General features: G+C 61.0%; 18 protein-coding genes. 4 read left to right on the top strand and 14 right to left on the bottom strand.

Annotated elements, in window-relative coordinates; all coding sequences use genetic code 11:
- Nucleotides 1-184 precede the first annotated feature (184 nt).
- The 5 genes from LG373_RS08235 to LG373_RS08255 form a co-directional block, all read right to left on the bottom strand.
- Entirely contained in the window at nt 185-1,462 is a 1,278-nt protein-coding gene (locus LG373_RS08235) for an aminotransferase class III-fold pyridoxal phosphate-dependent enzyme (protein WP_225749516.1), read from the bottom strand.
- Between the two features lie 10 nt (nt 1,463-1,472).
- Nucleotides 1,473-2,450, bottom strand: a complete 978-nt coding sequence (argB, locus tag LG373_RS08240; RefSeq protein WP_114567629.1) for an acetylglutamate kinase — start codon at nt 2,448-2,450, stop codon at nt 1,473-1,475.
- Nucleotides 2,447-3,778 (bottom strand): bifunctional glutamate N-acetyltransferase/amino-acid acetyltransferase ArgJ, encoded by a 1,332-nt coding sequence (argJ, locus tag LG373_RS08245; RefSeq protein ID WP_225749517.1) that lies wholly within the window; start codon nt 3,776-3,778, stop codon nt 2,447-2,449. The genes argB and argJ overlap by 4 nt, the downstream gene beginning before the upstream one ends.
- 32 nt (nt 3,779-3,810) lie before the next feature.
- Nucleotides 3,811-4,875, bottom strand: a complete 1,065-nt coding sequence (gene argC, locus LG373_RS08250; RefSeq protein WP_225749518.1) for an N-acetyl-gamma-glutamyl-phosphate reductase — start codon at nt 4,873-4,875, stop codon at nt 3,811-3,813.
- 197 nt (nt 4,876-5,072) lie between these two features.
- A complete protein-coding gene (locus LG373_RS08255) occupies nt 5,073-6,782 on the bottom strand; it encodes a nucleoside-diphosphate sugar epimerase/dehydratase (protein WP_225749519.1) in 1,710 nt (569 codons plus the stop codon).
- Between the two features lie 264 nt (nt 6,783-7,046).
- On the opposite strand from LG373_RS08255, the gene LG373_RS08260 reads away from it, so the two are divergent.
- From LG373_RS08260 to LG373_RS08270, 3 genes are read left to right on the top strand one after another with little or no spacing between them, the layout of a single operon-like run.
- Nucleotides 7,047-8,348 carry a glutamate-cysteine ligase family protein gene (locus LG373_RS08260; RefSeq protein WP_225749520.1) on the top strand — a complete coding sequence of 434 codons (1,302 nt, stop codon included), beginning with the start codon at nt 7,047-7,049 and terminating at the stop codon, nt 8,346-8,348.
- Nucleotides 8,345-8,854, top strand: coding sequence for a peptidylprolyl isomerase (locus tag LG373_RS08265; RefSeq protein WP_225749521.1), 510 nt, complete (start codon nt 8,345-8,347; stop codon nt 8,852-8,854). The genes LG373_RS08260 and LG373_RS08265 overlap by 4 nt, the downstream gene beginning before the upstream one ends.
- Nucleotides 8,855-8,886: 32 nt before the next feature.
- Nucleotides 8,887-9,315 (top strand): peptidylprolyl isomerase, encoded by a 429-nt coding sequence (locus LG373_RS08270; protein WP_225749522.1) that lies wholly within the window; start codon nt 8,887-8,889, stop codon nt 9,313-9,315.
- A 272-nt stretch (nt 9,316-9,587) separates the two neighbouring features.
- On the opposite strand, the gene LG373_RS08275 is transcribed toward LG373_RS08270, so the two are convergent.
- The 5 genes from LG373_RS08275 to LG373_RS08295 form a co-directional block, all read right to left on the bottom strand.
- Nucleotides 9,588-9,758, bottom strand: coding sequence for a hypothetical protein (locus tag LG373_RS08275; RefSeq protein WP_181792612.1), 171 nt, complete (start codon nt 9,756-9,758; stop codon nt 9,588-9,590).
- A 126-nt stretch (nt 9,759-9,884) separates the two neighbouring features.
- Nucleotides 9,885-11,030: a PucR family transcriptional regulator gene (locus LG373_RS08280; protein WP_225749523.1), complete on the bottom strand. Its 1,146-nt coding sequence runs from the start codon at nt 11,028-11,030 to the stop codon at nt 9,885-9,887.
- An 88-nt stretch (nt 11,031-11,118) separates the two neighbouring features.
- The gene (locus LG373_RS08285) at nt 11,119-11,940 is read right to left on the bottom strand and encodes a hypothetical protein (RefSeq protein ID WP_225749524.1); all 822 of its coding nucleotides are present in this window, start codon (nt 11,938-11,940) and stop codon (nt 11,119-11,121) included.
- Nucleotides 11,927-12,160 (bottom strand): hypothetical protein, encoded by a 234-nt coding sequence (locus tag LG373_RS08290; protein ID WP_114567638.1) that lies wholly within the window; start codon nt 12,158-12,160, stop codon nt 11,927-11,929. Before LG373_RS08290 ends, LG373_RS08285 begins: the two co-directional genes overlap by 14 nt.
- A gap of 184 nt (nt 12,161-12,344) precedes the next feature.
- Complete coding sequence (locus tag LG373_RS08295) at nt 12,345-13,805, bottom strand: LuxR family transcriptional regulator (protein WP_225749525.1); 1,461 nt, start codon at nt 13,803-13,805, stop codon at nt 12,345-12,347.
- Between the two features lie 273 nt (nt 13,806-14,078).
- Here LG373_RS08295 and LG373_RS08300 point away from each other — a divergent pair, with 273 nt between their 5' ends.
- Nucleotides 14,079-15,740: an FAD-dependent oxidoreductase gene (locus LG373_RS08300; RefSeq protein WP_216528834.1), complete on the top strand. Its 1,662-nt coding sequence runs from the start codon at nt 14,079-14,081 to the stop codon at nt 15,738-15,740.
- Nucleotides 15,741-15,806: 66 nt separating this feature from the next.
- Here LG373_RS08300 and LG373_RS08305 read toward each other — a convergent pair whose 3' ends face one another.
- The 4 genes from LG373_RS08305 to pheS form a co-directional block, all read right to left on the bottom strand.
- On the bottom strand, nt 15,807-16,691 hold the full coding sequence (locus LG373_RS08305) for a methionyl aminopeptidase (protein WP_114567641.1): 885 nt from the start codon (nt 16,689-16,691) through the stop codon (nt 15,807-15,809).
- A 366-nt stretch (nt 16,692-17,057) separates the two neighbouring features.
- Complete coding sequence (locus LG373_RS08310; protein WP_225749526.1) at nt 17,058-17,918, bottom strand: DegV family protein; 861 nt, start codon at nt 17,916-17,918, stop codon at nt 17,058-17,060.
- 110 nt (nt 17,919-18,028) lie between these two features.
- Nucleotides 18,029-20,500: a phenylalanine--tRNA ligase subunit beta gene (gene pheT / locus LG373_RS08315; protein WP_225749527.1), complete on the bottom strand. Its 2,472-nt coding sequence runs from the start codon at nt 20,498-20,500 to the stop codon at nt 18,029-18,031.
- A 13-nt stretch (nt 20,501-20,513) separates the two neighbouring features.
- Nucleotides 20,514-21,566 carry a phenylalanine--tRNA ligase subunit alpha gene (gene pheS, locus LG373_RS08320; protein WP_369412404.1) on the bottom strand — a complete coding sequence of 351 codons (1,053 nt, stop codon included), beginning with the start codon at nt 21,564-21,566 and terminating at the stop codon, nt 20,514-20,516.
- Nucleotides 21,567-21,604: the final 38 nt, after the last annotated feature.

Here is a 21,604-nt window from a genome sequence, read left to right on the forward strand (position 1 = left end):
CAAAATTGCGAAACACTCAGCGAAAATATGCATTAAATAGTACCTCATAATTCGGCTTTTCTAGCCCAGAATTTCAAAAGTCTCGAAACTTTTCCGGTAAGCGAGCTGCACGCGAATACCACGCACGTGCGTGCAGCTCTCACCGAGGCGCCCCAGGACCGACTCGTCCCAAGACGTGTCTTTTCTAGTACGAACTCAAGATGTCGCGCAAGCGCTCCCCCAGCGTATCGACATCGGCTTCCGTGCATACGAGCGGAGGCAGGAAGCGAAGCGTATGCGGGCCGGTGCAGTTGAGCAGCAACCCCTTGTCAAGCCCCGCGGAAACGACGTCGGACGCGTTCACGTGCTCTTCAAGGTCTGCGGCAACCATCAGCCCCAGGCCGCGCACCTCGACCACGTGCGGAAGCCCTTCGAGCATCGCGCGCAGGTACGCGCCCACCCGCTCGACGTTTTGAGCTGCGCCTTCGCTTGCCAGCGTACTGAGCGTGGCCTCGGCAGCGGCAACCGCCAAACAGCTGCCGCCGAACGTGGATCCGTGATCCCCTGCCCCGAAAGAGGCCGCCACTTCCGCACGGGCAGCGCACATGCCCATGGGAACGCCCGACGCGACGCCCTTCGCAATGGTCACGATATCGGGAACCACGTCGAAGTGCTGGAAGCCGAACGGGTGCGTTCCGCAACGGTAGATGCCGCACTGGATCTCATCGCACATGAACAGGGCGCCGCGCTCTTCGGTGAGGCGACGAACAGCTTGCAGGAATTCCGTCGTGCACGGATGCACGCCGCTTTCCCCCTGAACGCACTCCACCATGACCGCGCAAATCGCATCGCCCTGGCTTGCGAACAAGGCTTCCAGCGCTTCGACGTCGTTGAGAGGGGTTCGCACGAACCCGTCGGGCAAAGGCTGAAACGCCTCCTGCTTCGCAGGCTGGGCCGTTGCCGCCAACGTGGCAAGCGTTCGCCCGTGAAAACTGCGATCGAGCGTGACGATGATGCGCGGTGCGGCCTCGGCGGCGGCATGCGCCGCAGCTTCGTCGGCGCCGGAAGCCAAAGCGGCAGCGCGGGCGCGCTTCTTCGCATGCAGGCGGGCCAGCTTGAACGCGCACTCGTTCGCCTCGGCGCCCGAATTGGAGAAGAAGCTCTTCCACGGCGCGCGGAGCTCTTCGGGGACGCAAGCGTTCAGAAGGTCGGACACCATGCGCGCCGCTTCCCCGCGATGCTCGATGTAGTAGTAGTTGCTCACGTGAATCAACGACCGGGCCTGCTCTTCGAGCGCCGCCACGAGAGCCGGATGGCAATGCCCCAGGCTGACCGCGCCTACGCCGGAGACGAAATCGAGGTACGAACGTCCCTGCGCGTCTTCAACCCGCATGCCCGAACCGCGTACAAGCTCTACAGGCTTGCGCGCATACGTTCCCATGACGAAATCGGATTCCAGCTGCTGTTCTTCTTGAAAGCCCATGATTGCGCTCCTAACCGTTCGACGATACCGCGTTGGCTGCCTGGCGATTCTCTAAAAGCTTGGAAGCGAAGTTACCCAGCGGATGCGAATCGAACGCGCATGCCTCCTCGGTGGAATGCATGGTGGTTCCCACGCCGGTGCTGGTCAAAAGCTCCAGCAGCAAAGAATGCGGAGTTGTCCCGTTCAGGATGTGCGCGCGGAACACGCCGGCATCCAGCGCGTGAATGCAGGACTTGAGCTTGGGTATCATGCCCGTGGACACGATATTGTTCTCAACCATGTACTGCGCCTCGAACAGCGTCAGGTTCGAGATGAGCGAATCTTTATTCTCGAAGTTCTCGTACAGGCCGTCCACGTCGGTAAGGAACACCACCTTGTGCGCGCCGATGGCCGCAGCTATATGACCGGCGACCATGTCGGCGTTCACGTTGTAGAAGCCGCCGTCCTCGCCAAGGGCCACCGAGGCCACCACGGGAATGTAATCAGCGCTTACGAGGTCGTCCAGAAGAGGACGGTTGATGCGCGTGATGCGGCCCACGCGGCCCAGTTCCGGAGAAGCCTGCTCGGCTACGATGACGCCCGCATCGGCGCCGCTCACGCCTACGGCGAAGTTGCCATGCTCGTTCAACGCCTCGACAAGCTCCTGGTTCACCTTGCCCATGAGCACCGTGCGCACCAGGTCCATGGCTTCGGGCGTGGTGACGCGCTGGCCTTCCCGAAACTCCACGGGAAACTGCATGAGGTCCATGGCTTCGGTGATAGCTTTGCCGCCGCCGTGCACGATAACGGGATTCACGCCGACGATCTTCAGCAGCACGATATCGTTCATGACGTCGGCGCGCAGCCGCCCGTCGACCATAGCGGAGCCGCCGTACTTGATGACAACGGTTTTACCTGTAATGTTCTTAATCCACGGCAGCGCCTCGACGAGGACTTCGGCAGCCTTGGTTGATGCGCCCTTGGGGCGTGTATCCTTCGCGTATTTCATGAGCGGTAATCTCCGTTGATCGTAATGTAGTCGTGCGTGAAGTCGCACGTCCAAACCGTAGTTTCCGAATTTCCTGCGCCGAGGTCTACGTCGATGACGATCTCGGCCTCCTCGAACCGGCGCAAAGCCTCGTCCTCGTCGAACGCGACGGTCAAGCCGCCCCGGCACACGGGCATGCCCATGATGTCGATTGCAGCGTCTTCCTGGCGAAACGCGGCGCCACTTTTCCCGATGGCCGCCGCAATGCGGCCCCAGTTGGCGTCGTGACCGAACACGGCCGTCTTGACCAGCGGCGAATTGGCCACGGCGCGGGCCGCCGCGTCAGCGTCTTGGTCGGTCGCAGCACCGGACACGTTAACCGTGACCAGGCGCGTTGCTCCTTCGCCGTCTGCAGCCATCGCGCGGGCAAGGTTTTGGCAAACCGCATGAAGCGCCTGCTCGAAGCGCGCGAACGCCAAGCCGGACGGATCGAACGACGGCGCGCCCTGCGGTGCAGCCTCGCCGCTTGCGAACAGGAAGCACGAATCGTTCGTCGACGTGTCGGAATCGACCGTCACCTTGTTGAAGCTGACGTCGACCGCACGAACGAGCGCGTCATGGAGCGCATTGGACGCGATGGGCGCATCCGTCGTGATGACGGCGATCATCGTGGCCATGTTCGGCATGATCATGCCGGAGCCCTTCGCCATGCCGCCCACCGTGAACGTGCAGCCGTCGTAGCCAACGCCGTCGCCCGAAAACGTGACGGCAGCTTCCTTAGGCCGCGTGTCGGTCGTCATGATGGCGCGAGCCGCCTGGGCGCCGCCTTCCGCTGAAAGCTGGCCGACCGCCTGGGGCAAGCCGGTCCCGAACGGAGCCAGGGGCAGGTGCACGCCGATGACGCCAGTGGAGGCCACCAGCACCTCGTCAGCAGGGCAGCCCACGGCGTCGCCGGCAAGGCGAGCCGTCTCTTCCGCAGCTTCAAGACCGATAGCGCCCGTTGCCGCGTTCGCATTTCCCGAGTTCACCACCACCGCGCGCGCCGTGCCGTAGCCCACGCCGTCGAGGTGTCGGCGCGATACCGTGACCGGAGCCGAGCAGAACACGTTTTTCGTGAATGCGGCGGCGCAGGCGCACGGCTGGTCGGCAGCGACCAGCGCAAGATCCAAGCGACCGACCTCCTTGCGGAAGCCCGCATGCACGCCGGCTGCTCGAAATCCGCGCGCGGACGTCACGCCGCCGCCCTCGACCGGCGGAGGCACCGTCGCGCCGAATGGCGCGGAAACCGGGCGCAAAGGCACCACGGAATCGCCCGTGGCCGATGTCGGCGAATTGGTCTGGTGCGTCATAACAGCCTCTTTCTCGTGAGGGTCGACGGGAATCACACCGGAACGGCAATCGGTTCAAGACCGCAGGTCTGGGGTATTCCCCATACCGCGTTCGCGCACTGCACGGCCTGCCCAGCCGCGCCTTTCGCCAGGTTGTCGATAGCGCATACCACAATGAGCATACGCGCGCGTTCATTGACGGCAAGCCCGATATGGGCATAGTTCGTGCCCGCGACCGACGACGTCTTGGGCATCAAGCCGGCGTCAAGCACCTGCACGAACGGGGCATCGCGGTAAAACGCGCGGTAACGATCGAGGACGGCGGCTGCATCGTCGGCGACATCGGCAGCAAGCGGAATGTTGACGGTCGAAAGCAGTCCCCGGTTAAGCGGCGCAAGGTGCGGCGTGAACACGAGTCGCCCGTCCATGCCAAGGATCTGCTCGATCTCGGGCGTGTGGCGATGCGTGGCGACGCCGTACGCCTCCAGGTTCTCGTCTGCAAAGCAGAAGTGCGTACGGGCGGAAGCCTTCTTGCCAGCGCCGGTCACACCCGAAATAGCATCAACCACCACCGGCGCGCCATCGGCGGCAAGCCCTGCGCGCACCGCAGGCGCAGCCGCAAGCGACGTGGCCGTAGGATAGCAGCCCGCGCACGCGACCAGCACGCCCTTGCCTTCCGCCCGGTCGACAGCCGCACGGGCAAGATCGTCGGGGAACAGCTCAGGCAGGCCGAAAGCAGCCCGCGCAAGCAAGTCGGTCTGCGTATGGGGCGTTGCATACCACTGCTCGTAAACCGCAGGATCCTTCAAACGGAAATCAGCCGAAAGATCGACCACCGTCGCCCCGCGCTCGACAAGGCGCGGCGCCATGGCCATGGCCGCAGTGTGCGGCACGGCAAGAAACACGAGGTCGCATGCGTCGAGCGCAGGATCATCGTGCGTGGAGAACGCAAGATCGGTAGCTCCGGTGAACCCGGGATACTCGGAAGCGACGGACGAGCCGGCCAATTCGTTGGACGTGACCACGCGCAGTTCGAACTCGGGGTGACGTAAAATGAGCCTCGTCAGCTCAATGCCTGCGAATCCGGCCGCTCCAACGATTCCCGTTGCGATCGCCATGTCGATCCCCTCCGTCTTCCGTATGCCCGCACCGCAGGCTCGACGTTTCGGCTCGCTTGTTTTGTGCGGTTGCACAAAACAGAAGCGATTCAATACCGGAGACCATCCTAAAAAAGATCTGGCCGTTTGACAAGCATGGAAATGAAAAGGATACACGAGCAGCAGAGCAGCTGCTCGAAAACACTCCAGCTGCCCTGCTACTTATTCGGCGTGTGGCGGTACGTGGGCACGGCGCTTTCCAGAATGGCCACCGCTTCTTCGTCGCTTTTACCCAAAGCAACCTTCAGCTCATCGAGCTTCGCCGCCACCTCGTTGTAGCTGATGTCCTGACCAGTAGAGATCATGATGGATTGGTTGTCAGTGGGAAGCGTGCTCTCTTCGTCCATCAACAGCTCTTCGTACATCTTCTCGCCTTCGCGCAGGCCCGTGAACACGATTTTGACGTCCACGTCGGGCGTGAGCCCCTGCAGCTGAATAAGGCCCTTCGCCAAGTCGACGATCTTGACCGGCTCCCCCATGTCAAGAATGAAGATCTCGCCGCCATGGGCCATGCCGCCAGCCTGGATGACCAGACGCGAGGCTTCCGGAATGGTCATGAAGAACCGCTCGATTTCAGGATGCGTGACCGTAACCGGCCCGCCCGCGGCTATCTGGCGCTGGAACACCGGGATGACGCTGCCGTTGCTGCCAAGGACGTTACCGAAACGAACTGCCGAGAAGATGGTCTTCGACGTGCGCGCGTAATACTGGACCACCATTTCGCCCATGCGCTTGGTGGCTCCCATGACGCTGGTGGGGTTCACCGCCTTGTCGGTGGAGATGAAGATGAAGCGGGCGGCGCCGTAAGCATCGGCTGCGCGCACGGTGTTGAGCGTTCCGAACACGTTGTTGCGCAGGGCCTCGCGCGGGCACGACTCCATCAAGGGAACGTGCTTGTGGGCGGCCGCATGAAACACCGCGGCAGGGCGGTACTTCGAGAACACCTCGTCGATGCGCGTTTCTTCGCATACGCTTCCGATTTCGATAACCACTTCGATGTCGTCGTACTCGGACAGCAGCTCGTTGCGCAGCATGTACGCATCGTTTTCGTAAATGTCGAAAATGACGATGCGCGCAGGAGCTACCTTGCACAGCTGACGGCACAGCTCGCTGCCGATGGAACCGCCACCGCCCGTGACAAGCACGGTCTCGCCCGCGATGTAGCCCGACACGGCTCGCGTGTTGAGCACGATCTCCTCGCGGCCGAGCAGGTCGGCCACATCGACGTCGCGCAAGGTGACGTCGCCGATCTCGTCAAGCGAAAGCTCGCGCACGTTCGGCAGCGTGCGCAGCTTGCAATCGGTTTTCGTACATTCGCCGTAAATGCGCTTGCGCTCCTCGGGCGTCGACGACGGAATGGCCACGACGATCTGCCGGATGTCGTACTTGTCAACCAGCGCAACGATGTCGTCGGTAGTGCCCTCCACCTTCACGCCATGGATGCGGCTGCCTCGCTTGGATCGGTCGTCGTCGGTGGCCACCAGCGGAATGCCGGGCATAAGCGGATCCATCGAGGCCATGCGGCCGATGGCCAGAGAACCGGTTTCGCCTGCGCCCACCACGAGCGTCCGGGGGCGATCGCACGTGCGCTGCGCCGAGGCGAGTGCGCGGCCTTTCTGCCGCATGACGCGGAAGAGGAAGCGAATGCCCCCCATGAAGAATATGAGCAGAAAGCAGGCCACGAAGAACACGCGTATGGGAAGGCGCACGTCGATGACCCAAAGAAACACGGCGCCGCCCAACGTGGAAAGCACCACGGCCAAGACGATCTGGATGGCCTCGTCAACGCTGGCATACTCCCATAAGTTGCTGTAGAGGCGGAACATTCCCAGCACAACGACGTTTATGATGGCCAAGATGCCCAGCATAAAGTAGATCTCGTTGTTGACGAAGACCTCGCCTTCCACATCGGTGAGAAGAGATGCCAGCCAATACGCGGCGTATGTTGTAACTATGTCGAGCAGTAGCAGTAGCGCTGTTCTTTTTGTGATACGAACGTCCAAACCCAGCCTCGTCCCCGAATGGAAAAGCGAATGGATATCATTTTGCCGACAAGCTCGGCGACCAAAAGAGTATTGTATAGAAAATGCCGTACGATTTCATCGGTCATACGATGTTCAGGAGTCTGCTACATGAATAAAACAGCCACACGCGACAGCGCGGCTTCCGCTTGCACGATGCAGCACCAGCCCGCGCGCGAACAAAACATTGAAGCGCTGACGGCTTTTTTCGAGAGCGGCATCAAGCCCGAGGGAAGCCGCGGCCAGCTGGGAATCGAGTTGGAGCACACCATCGTGCACGACGATATGAGCCCCGTTTCCTATAGCGGTCAACACGGAGTTGCCTGGCTGCTCGAGCAGCTTCGCGCTCAGTACCCCGAAGCAACCACCGACCCTGAAGGCGATCTGCTGGGCGTGGCCCGCCCGGGCGAAGCTGTCACCATCGAGCCTGCCGCCCAGGTGGAGCTTTCTGCGGGTCCCTTCTCCGACCTGGATAAAGCTCGCGAAACGTTCGACAAGTTCGAGCGCTTGGTCGAAGAAATCCTAACGCCCGTGGGCGAGCGCATGCTCACCGAGGGGTACCACCCAACCGCAACGGCGCGCAGCTTGGAGCTCATTCCGAAACGGCGCTACCAGTTCATGAACCTGTACTTGAGCGAGAAGGACACGTGCGGTCCCTGCATGATGCGGGGCAGCGCCTCCACGCAAGTGTCCATCGACTACACCAGCACGGCAGACTGCCTCCGCAAGCTGCGTCTAGCGTATGCGCTGGTCCCGATCCTGTCGCTTATCACCGACAACACGCCCGTGTTCGAAGGAAAGCCCCGCACGCACCAGCTGGTGCGCACCAAGATCTGGCAGCACATGGACAACGATCGATGCGGACTGGTGCCGGACGTGCTGGACCCCGGGTTCGACCTTCGAAGCTACGCCGCCTATATCCTTGACGCTCCAGCCATCCTGGTTCCCTGCAAAAAGGAGCAGTGGTGCTATTCGGAGCGCACGTTCGGCGACATCTACGCCGACCGCGCCATGACGAGCGCCGAAGTGGAGCACGCCGTGTCCATGTTCTTCAACGACGTGCGCCTGAAAACCTACATTGAGATCAGGCCCGCGGACGCCATGCCCATCCCCTACGTCATCGCGTATGCAAGCCTTATCAAGGGGCTGTTCTACTCCCCCGAAAGCCTTGATGCGCTCGACGAGCTGTTCGCACAGGTGAACGCGAGGGACTACGAGGATGCGAAAAACGCGCCCATGGCGCACGGATACGAGGCGACCGTGTACGGAAAGCCCGTCGCAAAGCTGTGCGATCGCGTGATCGAGCTGGCCAAGCGCGGACTGGAAGCCGAAGACCGTCCCCACCTGGAACCGCTTGCCCGCCTGGTCGAGCAGCGCACGACGCTGGCAACGCTTGCGGAAAGATCCCGATGAGCAACGAAGGGCGCCTGGTGAAGGTGGCGTACCGCGGGTTCTTCGACGATGGGTTCACGTTCATCGACCAAACCGAGCAGCCCATCGAATTCCCTTGCCTTGACGGGTGGATGCCGCCGGAGTTCATCGAAACGGTGCGCGACATGGCCGTTGGCGAAACGCGGCTTGCCCGCGCAGGGGCGGACGTCGCCTACGAAGATCGCCGAGACGATCGGATCATGGAGATGCCGCTCGATCGGATTCCTTCAGATGCCCGTTTGGTCGTGGGAGAAATCGTCAGCCTGGAAGGTGTCGACGGACGCGTGTGCCCGGCTCGTTTGATCGAGTTGTCGAATACGCACGCCGTATTCGACTTCAACCACGATGCCGTGTGCAAAGCGCTAAATTTCGAGATAACCCTGCTTGAAGCGCACGACATGCCTCCAAGAGGACGCTTGCAAACTTGTGGCAACTTGGAGCAAGTTTGTCCTGCCGACGAGAATGACGAAAACACTCAGGTAGACTGAGGATATTGATTTCTAGATGAAAAGGAGCTCTCATGAGCAACGAAGGCAAGAAGGTCAAGGTCCACTACACGGGAACGCTTGACGACGGCTCCAAGTTCGATTCTTCCGTGGATCGAGGCGAGCCCATCGAGTTCACGTGCATGGCCGGCCAGATGATCCCCGGCTTCGACACGGCCGTGAAGGACATGACTCAGGGAGAGACGAAAGCGGTCCATATCCCCGCAGCCGAGGCGTACGGCGAGCGCGACGACAGCATGATCCAGCAGGTTCCCATCGATCAGATCCCGAATGGCAACGAGCTTCCCGTGGGACAGACCGTGTACATGATGGGCCCTGGCGGCCAGCCCTTCCCCGTGTTCGTCAAGTCTATCGAAGATGGCGTGGCAACGTTTGACATGAACCACGAACTAGCGGGCAAGGACCTCAACTTCGAGATCACGCTGGTTGAGGTTGCCGACTAACGGTCGATGCTCCATATCTTTTCAAAGAAGGCGCCCGCGGGCGTCTTCTTGTTTTAGCGTCGATTTCCTTGGCGGCGCGCTGGCGGCAACGCGCGGAGAGAAGCGCGCAAGGCATCGTGCGAACCGCACGAAAAGGAACTGACGAAGCGCGGGCATGTTGCATGCCGCCCAAGCGAGCAATCCGAACCAGCAATGCATCGAGGGCCGCGTCGCTCTCAACGCAGCCCTCGATGCATCTGGTCGGGAAACCTTTGACCGTCTGGCGAAATGTTCTATTCAGATGGAATTGCGTCCCGCTCGATCAGATCGCACAAGCCGCTGCTCGCACGCTCTCCGTCCACGCCAAGCCTTTCAAGGCGCTTTGCCAACTTGAGGCAGTACGAAAGGTCTTCAAGCGGAAGCCCGGCCATAGCCGAAACGGCTGCTTCGTTCAATCCGTTCATCTTGCTGGCTCCTTCCTGTTCGGTACGTCCAGCATAGACGACAGGGCGCGCTAGACCGTTGTACGAGCAGCCAAAGCCGCATGCAGGCTTTTGTGCAATTGCACAAAAGCCTGTACATAAGCCAACCTACACGAACACGAGCGACAGAAAACGAGCCAGCTCTCGATCGGACGAATCGGGCATTCCGAGCACCGCTTTGATCTTGCGCAAACGATACCGTACGGTGTTGGGATGCTGGTAAAGAGCCTCCGCCGCGCTCCGAACATCGCCGAACGCCTCCGCAAACGCACGCGCCGTTGCCAGAAGATCGGTATCGTTGCACTGGTCATGCAGCTCCAGCTCGCGCATGTACAACGCGCTTGTGCGAGCGAACAACCTGTCGGCCCGCGCGGCCGCATGAAAAGCATCGACGCCGAGGTCGGCCCATCGAACGACCGCCAATTCCGACTCCCGTGCGCGCTCAAGGGCGAACCGCGCTTGGCGAACGGCCAGATCGCCCTCGCCCAAAGGGACCTCTTCGCTCACCCCGCAACGCACGGAGGACATCGCCTCGATGCGACCGATCAGATCGGGTTCGGAATGGGAGCGTCCGTCAATGGGAGGCCTGGAATACGACACGAACGCCAGCAAGCAATCGTGGTAGCGACACGCATACGCCGTTTCGACGCTCCCCCAGTCTTTCCTGAACGATGCGAGCACCGAAGACAATGCGCTGAGCTCCGCATACAAAGAGCAGTCGTCGCCGCCCACCGGCTGCACCGCAAAGCATTGCAGCGTCGCCCCCGTTGCGCGCGCTATGTCGTACATTGAGGCGCGGACGTCAGCCGCCACCCGATCGGCCACAAGGCCATCGATAAGGCGGCTTTTGCTGGACTGCTCTTGATCGGTTCGAATAAGGGAGAGAACCGACGACAATATCTGCTCGTAGTATCGGCCTTCGTAGAACAGGATAGGAATGCCCCGCCGTTCGCTCAGCTCGATAACGCGCGGACCGATGGCGCTTTGAGCAGCGGGCTTGATGGCAAGGGCGGCCACGCCGCATTCCATGACGGAGACGATAGCGCGCTCCGCCAAGGCAGGATCGCGCCGCGCAAACCCGAGCGACGAAAGGATGAACTCGTTCGGGAAGAACTCTCTGTACCCGTTCGCAGGAGGTTCTTCGTCCAGAATGCCCGCATTCACAACGGGACGACCGGCAAAGCCTTCGCAAGGAGCGGCTAGGCGCACGCTCTCGAACACAGGAAGGGCAAGCACGTCCCCTACGGTGATCATGGCGGCCCTCCCTTCCCTGTTCATCCGCATCGTCTTCCAACTGATCGCCATCATACGATGACGCTTGACACGTGTCCAGCGAGCCCTATCAAGAACCCCTGCCTTCCTCCAAATCCACGATCCGACAGCAAAGATCAAGATCGGCAGCGCGATTGAGGCGAGCCACGCGCGCCGCGAAACACGCACGGCGCGCTTCGTCAAAACGATCGGGAACGATCAGCCCGAATTCCGTCGCCCTACGCAAACGCAAATCAGACACCGTGGCGGAAAGACGCCCGTCGAATACGGAATCCTCTGGGGGCGTTTTCGTTTTCGCACGCGCCTGAGCAGCCGCGACGCAGTCTCGATCGAACCCGAAATACGTCATTTCCCAGAATGCAGACGAGAGCACGAGGTAGCGTTCGTACAGGCTCCAAGAACCCCCGAGCCACACGCGACTCGATAACGCGTCCTCCCAAGGAGCAAGCGCGAGAGAATGCTCCGGTAGACTGACGCTCTGCTCAACGGGCTCTGCGGGATGCGCCCTGAGCGCAGCCCGGGCAAGAGGAACGTCCGCACGGCGCATGAGCCAAACGCCCACGCGCCGCTCGATCAAGCCCGTCTGCTCGTGAGGAATAAAGAACTCGCGCGGCAAAAGGACTCGATCGCGCCCGCCCTTTCGCTTGATGGGCATACGTTTCATCGAATCAAGCGTACGGGCTAGCCGACGCTCCTTCTTGCGACGCCGCTTGGGCGAATCGTCGTCGCAGGGCGCGCAAAGCCGCGCAGCATGCTCGTCCAAGACAACCCGAACGAACGCATCGACATTGCAGCATGCCAACAAATCCTGAAGGGTAGGCAGCTTCTCGACAGGCTCTCTTCTCTGCTCCCAATACGAGCCCTCGGCCGCGTGCAGATCAAAACACGACATCGCCAACCTCCTCGGCGAATGCGAGCGCCGTCGCGCAGGGCATAACGGCAGCGCAGCGCACGGGCAGGCCGATGGACGATAAGTCAGAATCTGCGGCCGCCTCTATCTGCATTGCAAGAGCCGCAGCTTCAAGCGGGTCAATGCAGCATAAAGGCATAACTTCAACAAGCACAAGAGCTTCGGATTCGACGCAGCACATTCCTCGACGAATATCCAGCATGGCAAGCACCCCTTCGCAAGCGTCCCAAGATTTGAGAGGATCTTGCAAGCGTGGTACGGGCGACGCGGAACACCGACGCCATCTATGGGCTGCCCATCGCGAAGGCCCGATGGGAAACAGCGCTTGCACTGGCTCTTTTCTTTCTCTGACAGTATACCATAGAAAACGAACGTATGTTTGTTTTCTATTCGTAAAGACCAAGCGAGTTTATGAGTTCGTCTCGCGAGTGAACGTCGAGTTTGCGGTAAATATGCCGTATATGAGTTTTGGCTGTACCATTCGCGATGAACAGCTCGCGTTCGATCGACCCCACCGTTTTATGCTGGGCAAGCAGCAACAACACCTCTTCTTCGCGAGGAGACAGACCCCGCTCGCGCGCAAGCGCCTGGCAGCGATTTGCGAGCTCTTGCTTTTTGACGAGCGCCGTATCGGCCTGCGCGTTGTACTCGGCAAGAAACGTCATGCCCCAACGGCTGGAAAGCTCTTTCTCCGAAAACAAGATCATGGTAGCGGCAACCACCATGACGATCACCAGACCGCTCAACACCGCATCCGATCCCGCAAGACCAAACGTCGGAGACCCGAGCAGCATTTCAGTTTGACGGCCAAGCAGCGAAAACAGCGCACGTACGCCCCGCTCGATGCCGAACAGCCAAACAGCCGACACGCCGTAGCGATAACTCAAGTTTGCCATGATGAGCATGACGAGCACGGAAAACGCCGTATACGAAGCGCTCGTGCAGAAATCGGACATAGCCTGGTTGAGCACCCCGACGTTCGGAAGAATGAGAAACGCCGCCACCATGAGCGGCAACGTCAGCCGATAGATGATGGCGAAATCGAATTTGCCGCCGCGAGCAATGACCCCGACGAACACAATAGCTGCGACGGCGAGCGTCCCGAAAGCCGAATGAGGCCCGAAGGTCGATTGGTACATCGACGATTCCTTGAGCCCATAAGCAAACGCATAGATAGCCATGAGCAGCACGATTTTCCACGGAAACGAGAACGACGTCGCAGACGCCGAAGGCAGCTCGTCTGCCGGAAGCGATCGGAAGCTAGCTGCCGCCCACGCAAGAGACACCACGGGAAACGCCGGCACGACCACCGCAAGCCAAGAGACGGACATCCCCCGACATACATAGATGAGCAACGCCGCCGCCATCATGGAAGCCGAGTAGTACAACGCCACGCGAAACGGATTCAGACAGCTGTACAGCTCCGACCAAAGCAGGATGACCAAAGCGATGCCGAACCCGCCCAGCAAGGCGGCGGGCAATCCCATATGCACTGAAAGCGAAGGCGCTCCGATAGAGACGAACATGCAGCACGTCGAAAGGACCAGCGCGACACCCGCCAGCACGTACACCGATTTACGACCGAACAAGGGACCGATGCGCTTAGCTAAAGCCGCGCATGAGAACATCGTCGCGATCATCACAAGATCGAACACATCATGACTTGCAACCCCGGTTGCCGGAAACGAGATGAACGAACCCACGAACACGATCTCGATCCAAGCACGATACACGCCAAGCCCCAAAAAGAACACGGGTATCGCGGGCATCCAAGGAAAGAGAGGTCCCGGCGGACGATTTCCTTGCTCGGTCTGATCGCTTTTCGCCATAAGAATCTCCCCAAACACCGTTCCCCTTGCCGCATGCTTGCAGCCCATTGTACCGAAGGAAACGGCTGCTTCAAAACATCCGGAAAACTCAGCCGCAGGAAAACCCCTGGTAAAACTAGGGTGATAACAAAGGATGATAGAAATAACCCCAGGCGAAAAGCCGTAGACGAAAGACAAGCGGATCGATTGAGCGCTATGGTCTCGACCGAGGGAGCCGCTCTGAAGAAACCTTCGACCACCGGATGTCGAGCGTCAAAGCGCGGCAAGCACCGACGTTCAAGGAGGATGAACATGCCCAAGCAAAGCAAGCAGCAAGGTATCAGTCGTCGAGATCTGCTCAAATTCGGCGGCATGACAGCAGCGGGAATGGCGGCAGCAGGCGCCCTGAGCGCATGCGCGCCGCAAGAAACCGCAGCGAAAAACGCGGCGAGCGCCCAGGCCGGAGCAGGCGAGAAAACCACAGCAGCCGGTCACCTGCGAACCGGAATGCCCGCTTTCCTGGAAAAGCCCGCCGCTATTACCGATATCGCAGCCACCGAAGAATACGACGTGGTGGTCATAGGCGCAGGCGCATCCGGAGTCCCTGCTGCGCTTTCGGCTTTGGAAGCGGGCGCGCGCGTCGCACTGCTTCAGAAAGAGAATCAGGCCATCAGCCAAGGCAACTCGGGCAGCGGCATCGATCTGATAACGAGCGATCAAGCCAACATAGAGGACCTCGTTTCCCAGCTCATGACCGACAACCAGCATCGCCCTGATCGAGCGCTCATCGAACTCTGGGCGAAAAACTCAGGGGAAGCAGTGTCTTGGGTTATCGAAAAAGCAGCCGAAGGCGGCGCGCAGGTTATCGACCAAGGAAACCAACAGCATATACCCTTGATCAACCGCAAGGGCTACACCATGAACTTCGTCACGTCCTTCTTCGGACCCAAGCCCTATAACGCGGGCGACGGCATGCGGGCGCTGGCGGCCACTGCGGAAAAAGAAGGCGTCGAAATCTTCTATTCCACCCCAGCCGAGCAGCTCGTCCAGAACGAATCGGGCAAAGTAGTGGGCGTTATCGCGAAAGGCAAAGACGGCTACGTCCAGTTCAACGCGTCGAAAGGCGTGATCGTAGCATGTGGCGACTACCAAAACGACGAGGACATGCTGCACTATTACCAGCCGGACATGACGAATTTCCAGCCCAAGCAAAACAACAAGACCGGAGACGGCCATAAGATGGTAGTCTGGGCCGGCGGCAAAATCGAGAACCTTGCCCATACGAAGATGCTCCACGATTTCGATGCGGGTCCCGCATCCATGTGCGACATGCCGTTCCTTTCCGTGAAGATGAACGGCGAGCGCTTTGTGAACGAGACCGTAGAGATGTCCCTCATGAACTGCTATCTGAGATCGGCCGAGGACGCTGGACACTATTGCCAGGTGTTCGACAGCAACTACATGACCGCAGCGGCAGACTGGCCGGGAAAGCTGGTAGACCCCGAAGCCCTGAAGACCTACATGCCCGAAGAGAACGTCGAGCGCACGGGCGTGTTCGAAGGGCAGATCAATACGTTCAAGGCCGACACCCTTGAAGAACTGGCCAAAAAGCTTGGAATCACCGATACGGAAGCGTTCAAGAAAACGATCGCCCACTACAACGACCTGGCCGCGGCGGGCAAGGACGTCGATTTCGGGAAAGCGGCGAAGTTCCTTGCCCCTATCGACACCCCGCCGTATTACGGCATTCACCGTCACGTGCGTATGAGCGCCATCTGCTCCGGCGTTGACATCAACGAAAAGCACGAGTGCCTGACGCCGGAAGGCGAGGTAATAGAAAACCTGTACGCCATCGGCAACTGCTCAGGTCATTTCTATGGCGGAATCGACTACCCGCTCACCGTATTCGGACTGTCGCTCGGGCGCTGTTACACCGAAGGCTACGTCATCGGCCGCATGGTAGCCCAGAAATAACCAAGCCTTCTTATTCCCCTCCTGAAAGGGCTCGGCGCGATGCGTATCGCTGCCGAGCCCTCTTCCCTACCAGCTCAGAAGCTCGTAGCCGTCTTCGGTAACGACCAGCTGAACCTCCCACTGAGCCGTGTCGGAACGATCTGCCGTGCGAACGGTCCATCCGTTCGGATCGCTCATGTCGATTTCCTGCTCGCCCGCGTTGATCATGGGCTCGATGGTGAAGCAGCAGCCCGGAGCAAGCACCATGCCGGTACCCGCTTCGGCAACATGGCTCACGAACGGATCTTCATGGAAGTCAAGTCCAATGCCGTGCCCGCCGAACTCGCGCACCACCGAATAACCGCACGACTTCGCATGCGCGTTCACAGCCGCCCCCACATCGCCCAGCAAGCCCCACGGCTTGACCGCGGCAAGGCCTGCTTCCAGGGCTTTCTTGGTTTCCTCCACCAAACGGCGACGCTCCTCGGATACTTCGCCGATGCAGAACATGCGCGACGAATCCGAATAGTAGCCGTCCAGGATAGTAGAGCAGTCCACGTTCACGATGTCGCCTTCGCGCAGCACGTCGTCCTCTGAGGGAATGCCGTGGCACACCACTTCGTTGATGGACGTGCACACGCTTTTCGGGTAGCCCTCGTAATTGAGGTCGGCGGGAACGCCGCCGTGCTCCACCGTGAAATCGTGCACCCATCGATCGACTTCCGCCGTGGTCACGCCCGGTCCGATACGCTCGGCAACGTAATCGAGCACGCCGATATTGATAGCGGCGCTGCGCTTGATGCCTTCGATATCGGCCGCCGTTTTGAGCATGGAACGCTGCGGTACCTCGAATCCCTGCTCGTACAGCTCTTGCAGCCGCTCGTCATGGACGAGGTGACACTTCTTGTACTTTTTGCCGCTGCCGCACCAACATTCGTCGTTGCGGCCCGGACTGATCAGTCCATCATACATACGCGCATCCTTTCTTTCGCGGCCCATTGTACCGCTGTTAGCGAAAGCGAACAGTCAGAAAACGCGCGCCAACCAAAGTACTGCAACGATGCCTTGCGCCCGCTGTCAAAACGGATGAGTTTTGCGGCGGTTTTTCGCCTTGTTGGGGCGATGCTTCCGTGGGCGTTTTTTATCGCACCAGGTCAATCGCCTGACACTTCCCTTTATCCTAATTTAAGGACCAACAAAACTCTTCCATTTTGGCAGCGGGCCGGCAAGGGGGCAACGGGGAAGGCGTCGCCCGGGCATTAAGGCAGGGCGACCATCGGCAGGCGAGCGCGCGCCGCCAGAAACCCGCAACGCTTCGCCGAACCGCCGCCATGCGCCCTAGTCTTGGATTTTCGCGCACCCGACGCCCAGGGCGCCGGGGCCCACATGGCAGGCAATGCTCAGCGGCAAACGATCCACGAACACATCGTCGCTGCCGAATTGGTCCCGCATATCCTGCGCAAGCGACTGCGCGTCGTCGTCACGATCCGTATGAGCTACGTAAAGATGCACGTTGCCAACACCGCCGAAACGTTCGTCCACATCGCGCGCAAGCGCTTTCAACATGGTGCGCTTCGCCGCCTTCGTGGACTTGGCCACCGAAAACGCGTCGAGCTTTTCTCCCTGAATCTGCAGGACCGGCCTTATCTTGAGCACCGACCCGATGGCCGCAGCCGCCGGGGTGATTCGGCCGCTCTTGTGCAGGTAGGCCATGGTGTCCACCATGATGTAGATGCTCGCGTCGAACTTCGTGGCATGAAGGCGATCGCAAACCTCCTGCGCCGAAAGCCCAGCCTCAACCCAGCGCAGCGCGTCGATCGCCGACTCGCGCTGCATGACCGAGATGCGCTGGTTGTCCACCACGTGCACGCGGCCTTCGAAGTGCCGAGACAGGGTGCATGCCGTTTCGCAAGACCCGGAAAGCCCGCTTGACATGGGAATGTAGATGATATCGTCGTACGTGCCCAGAAGCTCGTGCCAACGCTCACCCAAGTCGACGATAGAAGGCCGGGAAGTGACGATGTTCGCTCCGGCACGCTGCCGCTCGTAAAACCGATCGGCGTCAAGGCTCACGCCCTCGAAGCCCTCCTCGCCATCTACGACGAACGGCATAGGCACGACGAACACGCCGAGCTTCTGAGCCTCTTCGGCCATGATGCCGCTATTCGTATCCGTCATGATCGCGATCTTCTGGTTCATGCTGGTCGCCTCCCCCATGCGAAGACGGCGGGATTGCTCCCGCCGTCTGGCTGCGCGGCGCTCTCGAGCAACCGCGCAATACTCTCGATTAGTCTATTATGACCGAAACGCTAACCGCGCACCTCGGCACCCGTCGCCCCGCACACCTTCTTCACGAGACGCTCGTGAGCCTTGTCGACTTCCTCGCTCGTAAGCGTGCGATCGGCCGCGCGATACGTAAGCGCATAGGCCATCGACTTCTTGCCGGCGCCCACGCGCTGCTCGTCGCGGTACACGTCGAACAGACGCGCGTCCTCGAGCAGCTTGCCGCCAGCCGAGCTCATGCACTGCATGAGGCGTTCGTGCGCAACGCCCTCGTCCACCACGAACGCCACGTCCATGGACACGGCCGGGAACGTGGGCACGTCCACGTAATCGCGCGACGCGCGGCTTGACTTCACCAGCGCGTCAACGTCCAGTTCGAACGCCACCACCGGTGCCGTTGCCTCGTACGCATCGACGGCCAGCGGATGCAGCTCGCCTACCCAACCGAGCGAGGTGCCGCCCGCCAGCACCTCGGCCGCGCGTCCGGGCTGCAGATGCGGGGCCTCTTCGGCGGAAAGGGCCTTGAAGCGAAGTTTCGCGATGGCCAGCTCGCGCGCAAGGCTTTCCACAACGCCCTTGCCGTCGAAGAAGTCGAAGGCGTCGGGGCGTTCGTTCCATCCCGCATCGCGCATGGCGCCGGCCAGCACGCCAGCCACGCGACGGCGCTCCTTTGGCTGCTTACGTCCCTCGTGAGCGAAGAACACCTGGCCGGTTTCGTACAGCTGGACATTCTTCACGCCGCGGCTCTGGTTGTAGGCGACGCTGCGAAGCAGACCGGGAACGATGCTTTGCCGCATGACCGACTGATCGGCGTTGAGCGGGTTGATCAATTCGACCGGCTCCCCCAAGCCTTCAGAGGACATGCGCAGGCGACCCAGGTCGCCCGGCTCGGCGAACGAATACGTCATGGTCTCGTTCAGGCCGCTTGCGCGCATAACGTCGTTGACGGTATCGAGCGCATGCTCGAGCGCGGAGCGCGTGCCCACGCGGCCAGGACCGCCGGGCAACGTGGAAGGCACGCGATCCATGCCCCACAGGCGCAGCACTTCCTCGTACAGGTCGATCTCGCGTTCGAGGTCGGGACGGAACGTAGGCGCGACCACGGCCAGCACGTCCGCCCCGTCAGCGGCCGAGACCGCGCATCCCAAGCGCTCGAGAATGTCGACGATGTCCTCGCGCGGAATGTCGGCACCCATCATGGCGCAGAAGCGCGGAACGCGGAACTCCAGTTCGACAGCCTGCGACGGCATCGGCCACTCGTCCACGATACCGAGCTGGTTGGCTACGGCAGCGCTCACGCGACCGCCTGCGACCTCCACGATCAGCGCAGCGGCCGCAGCAGAGCGCTCGTCGATGCCGTGGTCGTCCACCCCGCGCTCGTAGCGCATGGAGCTTTCGCTGATCAGGCCCAGGTTACGGCTGGTGCGGCTGGTGCGGCCCGGCTCGAACGCAGCAGCCTCCAGCAAGATGTCCACGGTGTCCTCGGTCACTTCGGTGTCAAGGCCGCCCATGACGCCGGCCAGCGCCACCGCGCCGCGCTCGGGCGTGGCGATGACGGTCATGTCGGACGTGAGCGCGCGCTCTTCCCCGTCCAGCGTAACCAGCTTCTCGCCGTCTTCGGCCGCACGGACCACGATGGAAGCGCATCCGTCAGCGCCCGAGAGCTTGGCCAGGTCGAACGCATGAAGCGGCTGACCGAACAGGAACAGGATGTAATTGGTAACGTCCACGATGTTGTTGACGGAGCGCTGGCCGATAGCGGCCAAGCGCTCGACCATCCAGTCGGGGCTCGGCCCCACCTTGCACCCGCGAATCACACGCGCCGTATAGCGCGGGCAGCGTACCGAATCCTCAATGCTCACGCGAACCACCTGATCAACAGGCTGGTCGCTCGCATCAACCTCCAGCTTGGCAGCCATGTCGGCAAGCGGGCTGACAACGTTCGTGCGATACATAGCGCCCACTTCGCGCGCCATGCCGACCACGCTCAAGCAGTCGGGACGGTTCGGCGTGACCTCAAGATCGAGCACCGTGTCGGACATCTTCAGGTACTCGGCAATGGGCATGCCCACAGGCGCGTCCTCGGGAAGAATCCAAATGCCTTCGTGATCGCCGCCGATGCCCAGCTCGCGCTGAGAGCAGCACATGCCGCAGCTGGTAACGCCGCGCAGCTTCGACTTCTTGATCTTGAAATCGCCGGGCATGACGGTGCCGATGGTGGCAACCGGCACTTTGATGCCGGCCGCGATGTTCGGCGCGCCGCACACGATCTGCACCGGTTCGTCCGCGCCCACGTTTACCGTGGTCACGTGCATGTGATCGCTGTCAGGGTGCTGCTCGCACGTCTCCACGTAGCCCACGACCACGCCGTCGAACGACGCGCCCGTCTTCTCCACAGCCTCGACGCCCGTACCGGTCAGGTCCAATCGATCGCAAAACGCCTTGACGTCGCCCGGTACCTCGACGTATTCGCTCAACCACTTCAAAGATATTTTCATAGCTTGCGGCTCCTTAGAACTGACGAAGGAAGCGCATGTCGCCTTCGAGGAGCATGCGCAGGTCGGGAACGTTGTACTTCAGGCAGGCAATGCGCTCGACGCCCATGCCGAACGCGAATCCGGAGTACTCTTCCGGGTCGATGCCCGACATGGACAGCACGTTCGGGTCGACCATGCCGCAGCCCAGGATTTCCAGCCAGCCCGTGCCCTTGCAGAAGCGGCAGCCTTCGCCGTGGCAAATGCCGCAGCTTACGTCCACTTCGGCCGAGGGCTCCGTAAACGGGAAGTAGTGAGCGCGGAAGCGCGTCTTGCGCTCCTCGCCGAACAGCTGCTTGCACAGGTAGTCGAGCGTGCCCTTGAGGTCGCCGAACGTGATGCCCTTGTCCACAACCAAGCCCTCGATCTGCGTGAACTGGGGAAGGTGGGACGGATCGGCCACGTCGCGACGGTACACTTTACCGGGAGCGATGATGTAGATGGGCAGGTCCTGATCCTCCATGGCATGCACCTGCACGCCCGAGGTCTGCGTGCGCAGCAGCACGTCGGACTCGCCGCGCACCGCAGCCTTCTCGCCGGAACGGTCGACCACGTAGAACGTGTCGGCCAAGCTGCGGCTCGGATGATCGGCGGGAGCGTTGAGCGCCTCGAAGTTGTAGTAGTCGGTCTCCACCTCGGGACCCTGCGCCACCGTGTAGCCCAAACCAAGGAAAATCTCGCTGACCTCGTCGGTTATACGGTTGATGAGGTGACGGGTTCCCATCTGCTGAGCACGTCCGGGCAGCGTCACGTCAACCGCGCTCGCGCCGATCTTGGCCTCGAGCTCGGCAGCCGAAAGCTCGGCCTTGCGGGCGGCCAACGCTTCCTCCACGGCCACGCGCACCTCGTTCACGGTTTTGCCAACCGCGGCGCGTTCCTCTTTTGCCACCTGGCCCATGCTGCGCAGGTACCCCGTCAGCGTGCCCGCCTTGCCCAGCACCGCCACGCGCACGTGCTCAAGCTCGGCGGTTTCGCCCGCCTGAGCGATCGCGTCGAGCGTCTGCGTGCGCAAGGCCTCCAATTCGTCCACGATTGCCATGTTTCGCGCTCCCTTTCCGTCTTCTTTTT

The organism is Paraeggerthella sp. Marseille-Q4926, from assembly GCF_916618935.1.
Lineage (GTDB): Bacteria > Actinomycetota > Coriobacteriia > Coriobacteriales > Eggerthellaceae > Paraeggerthella > Paraeggerthella hominis.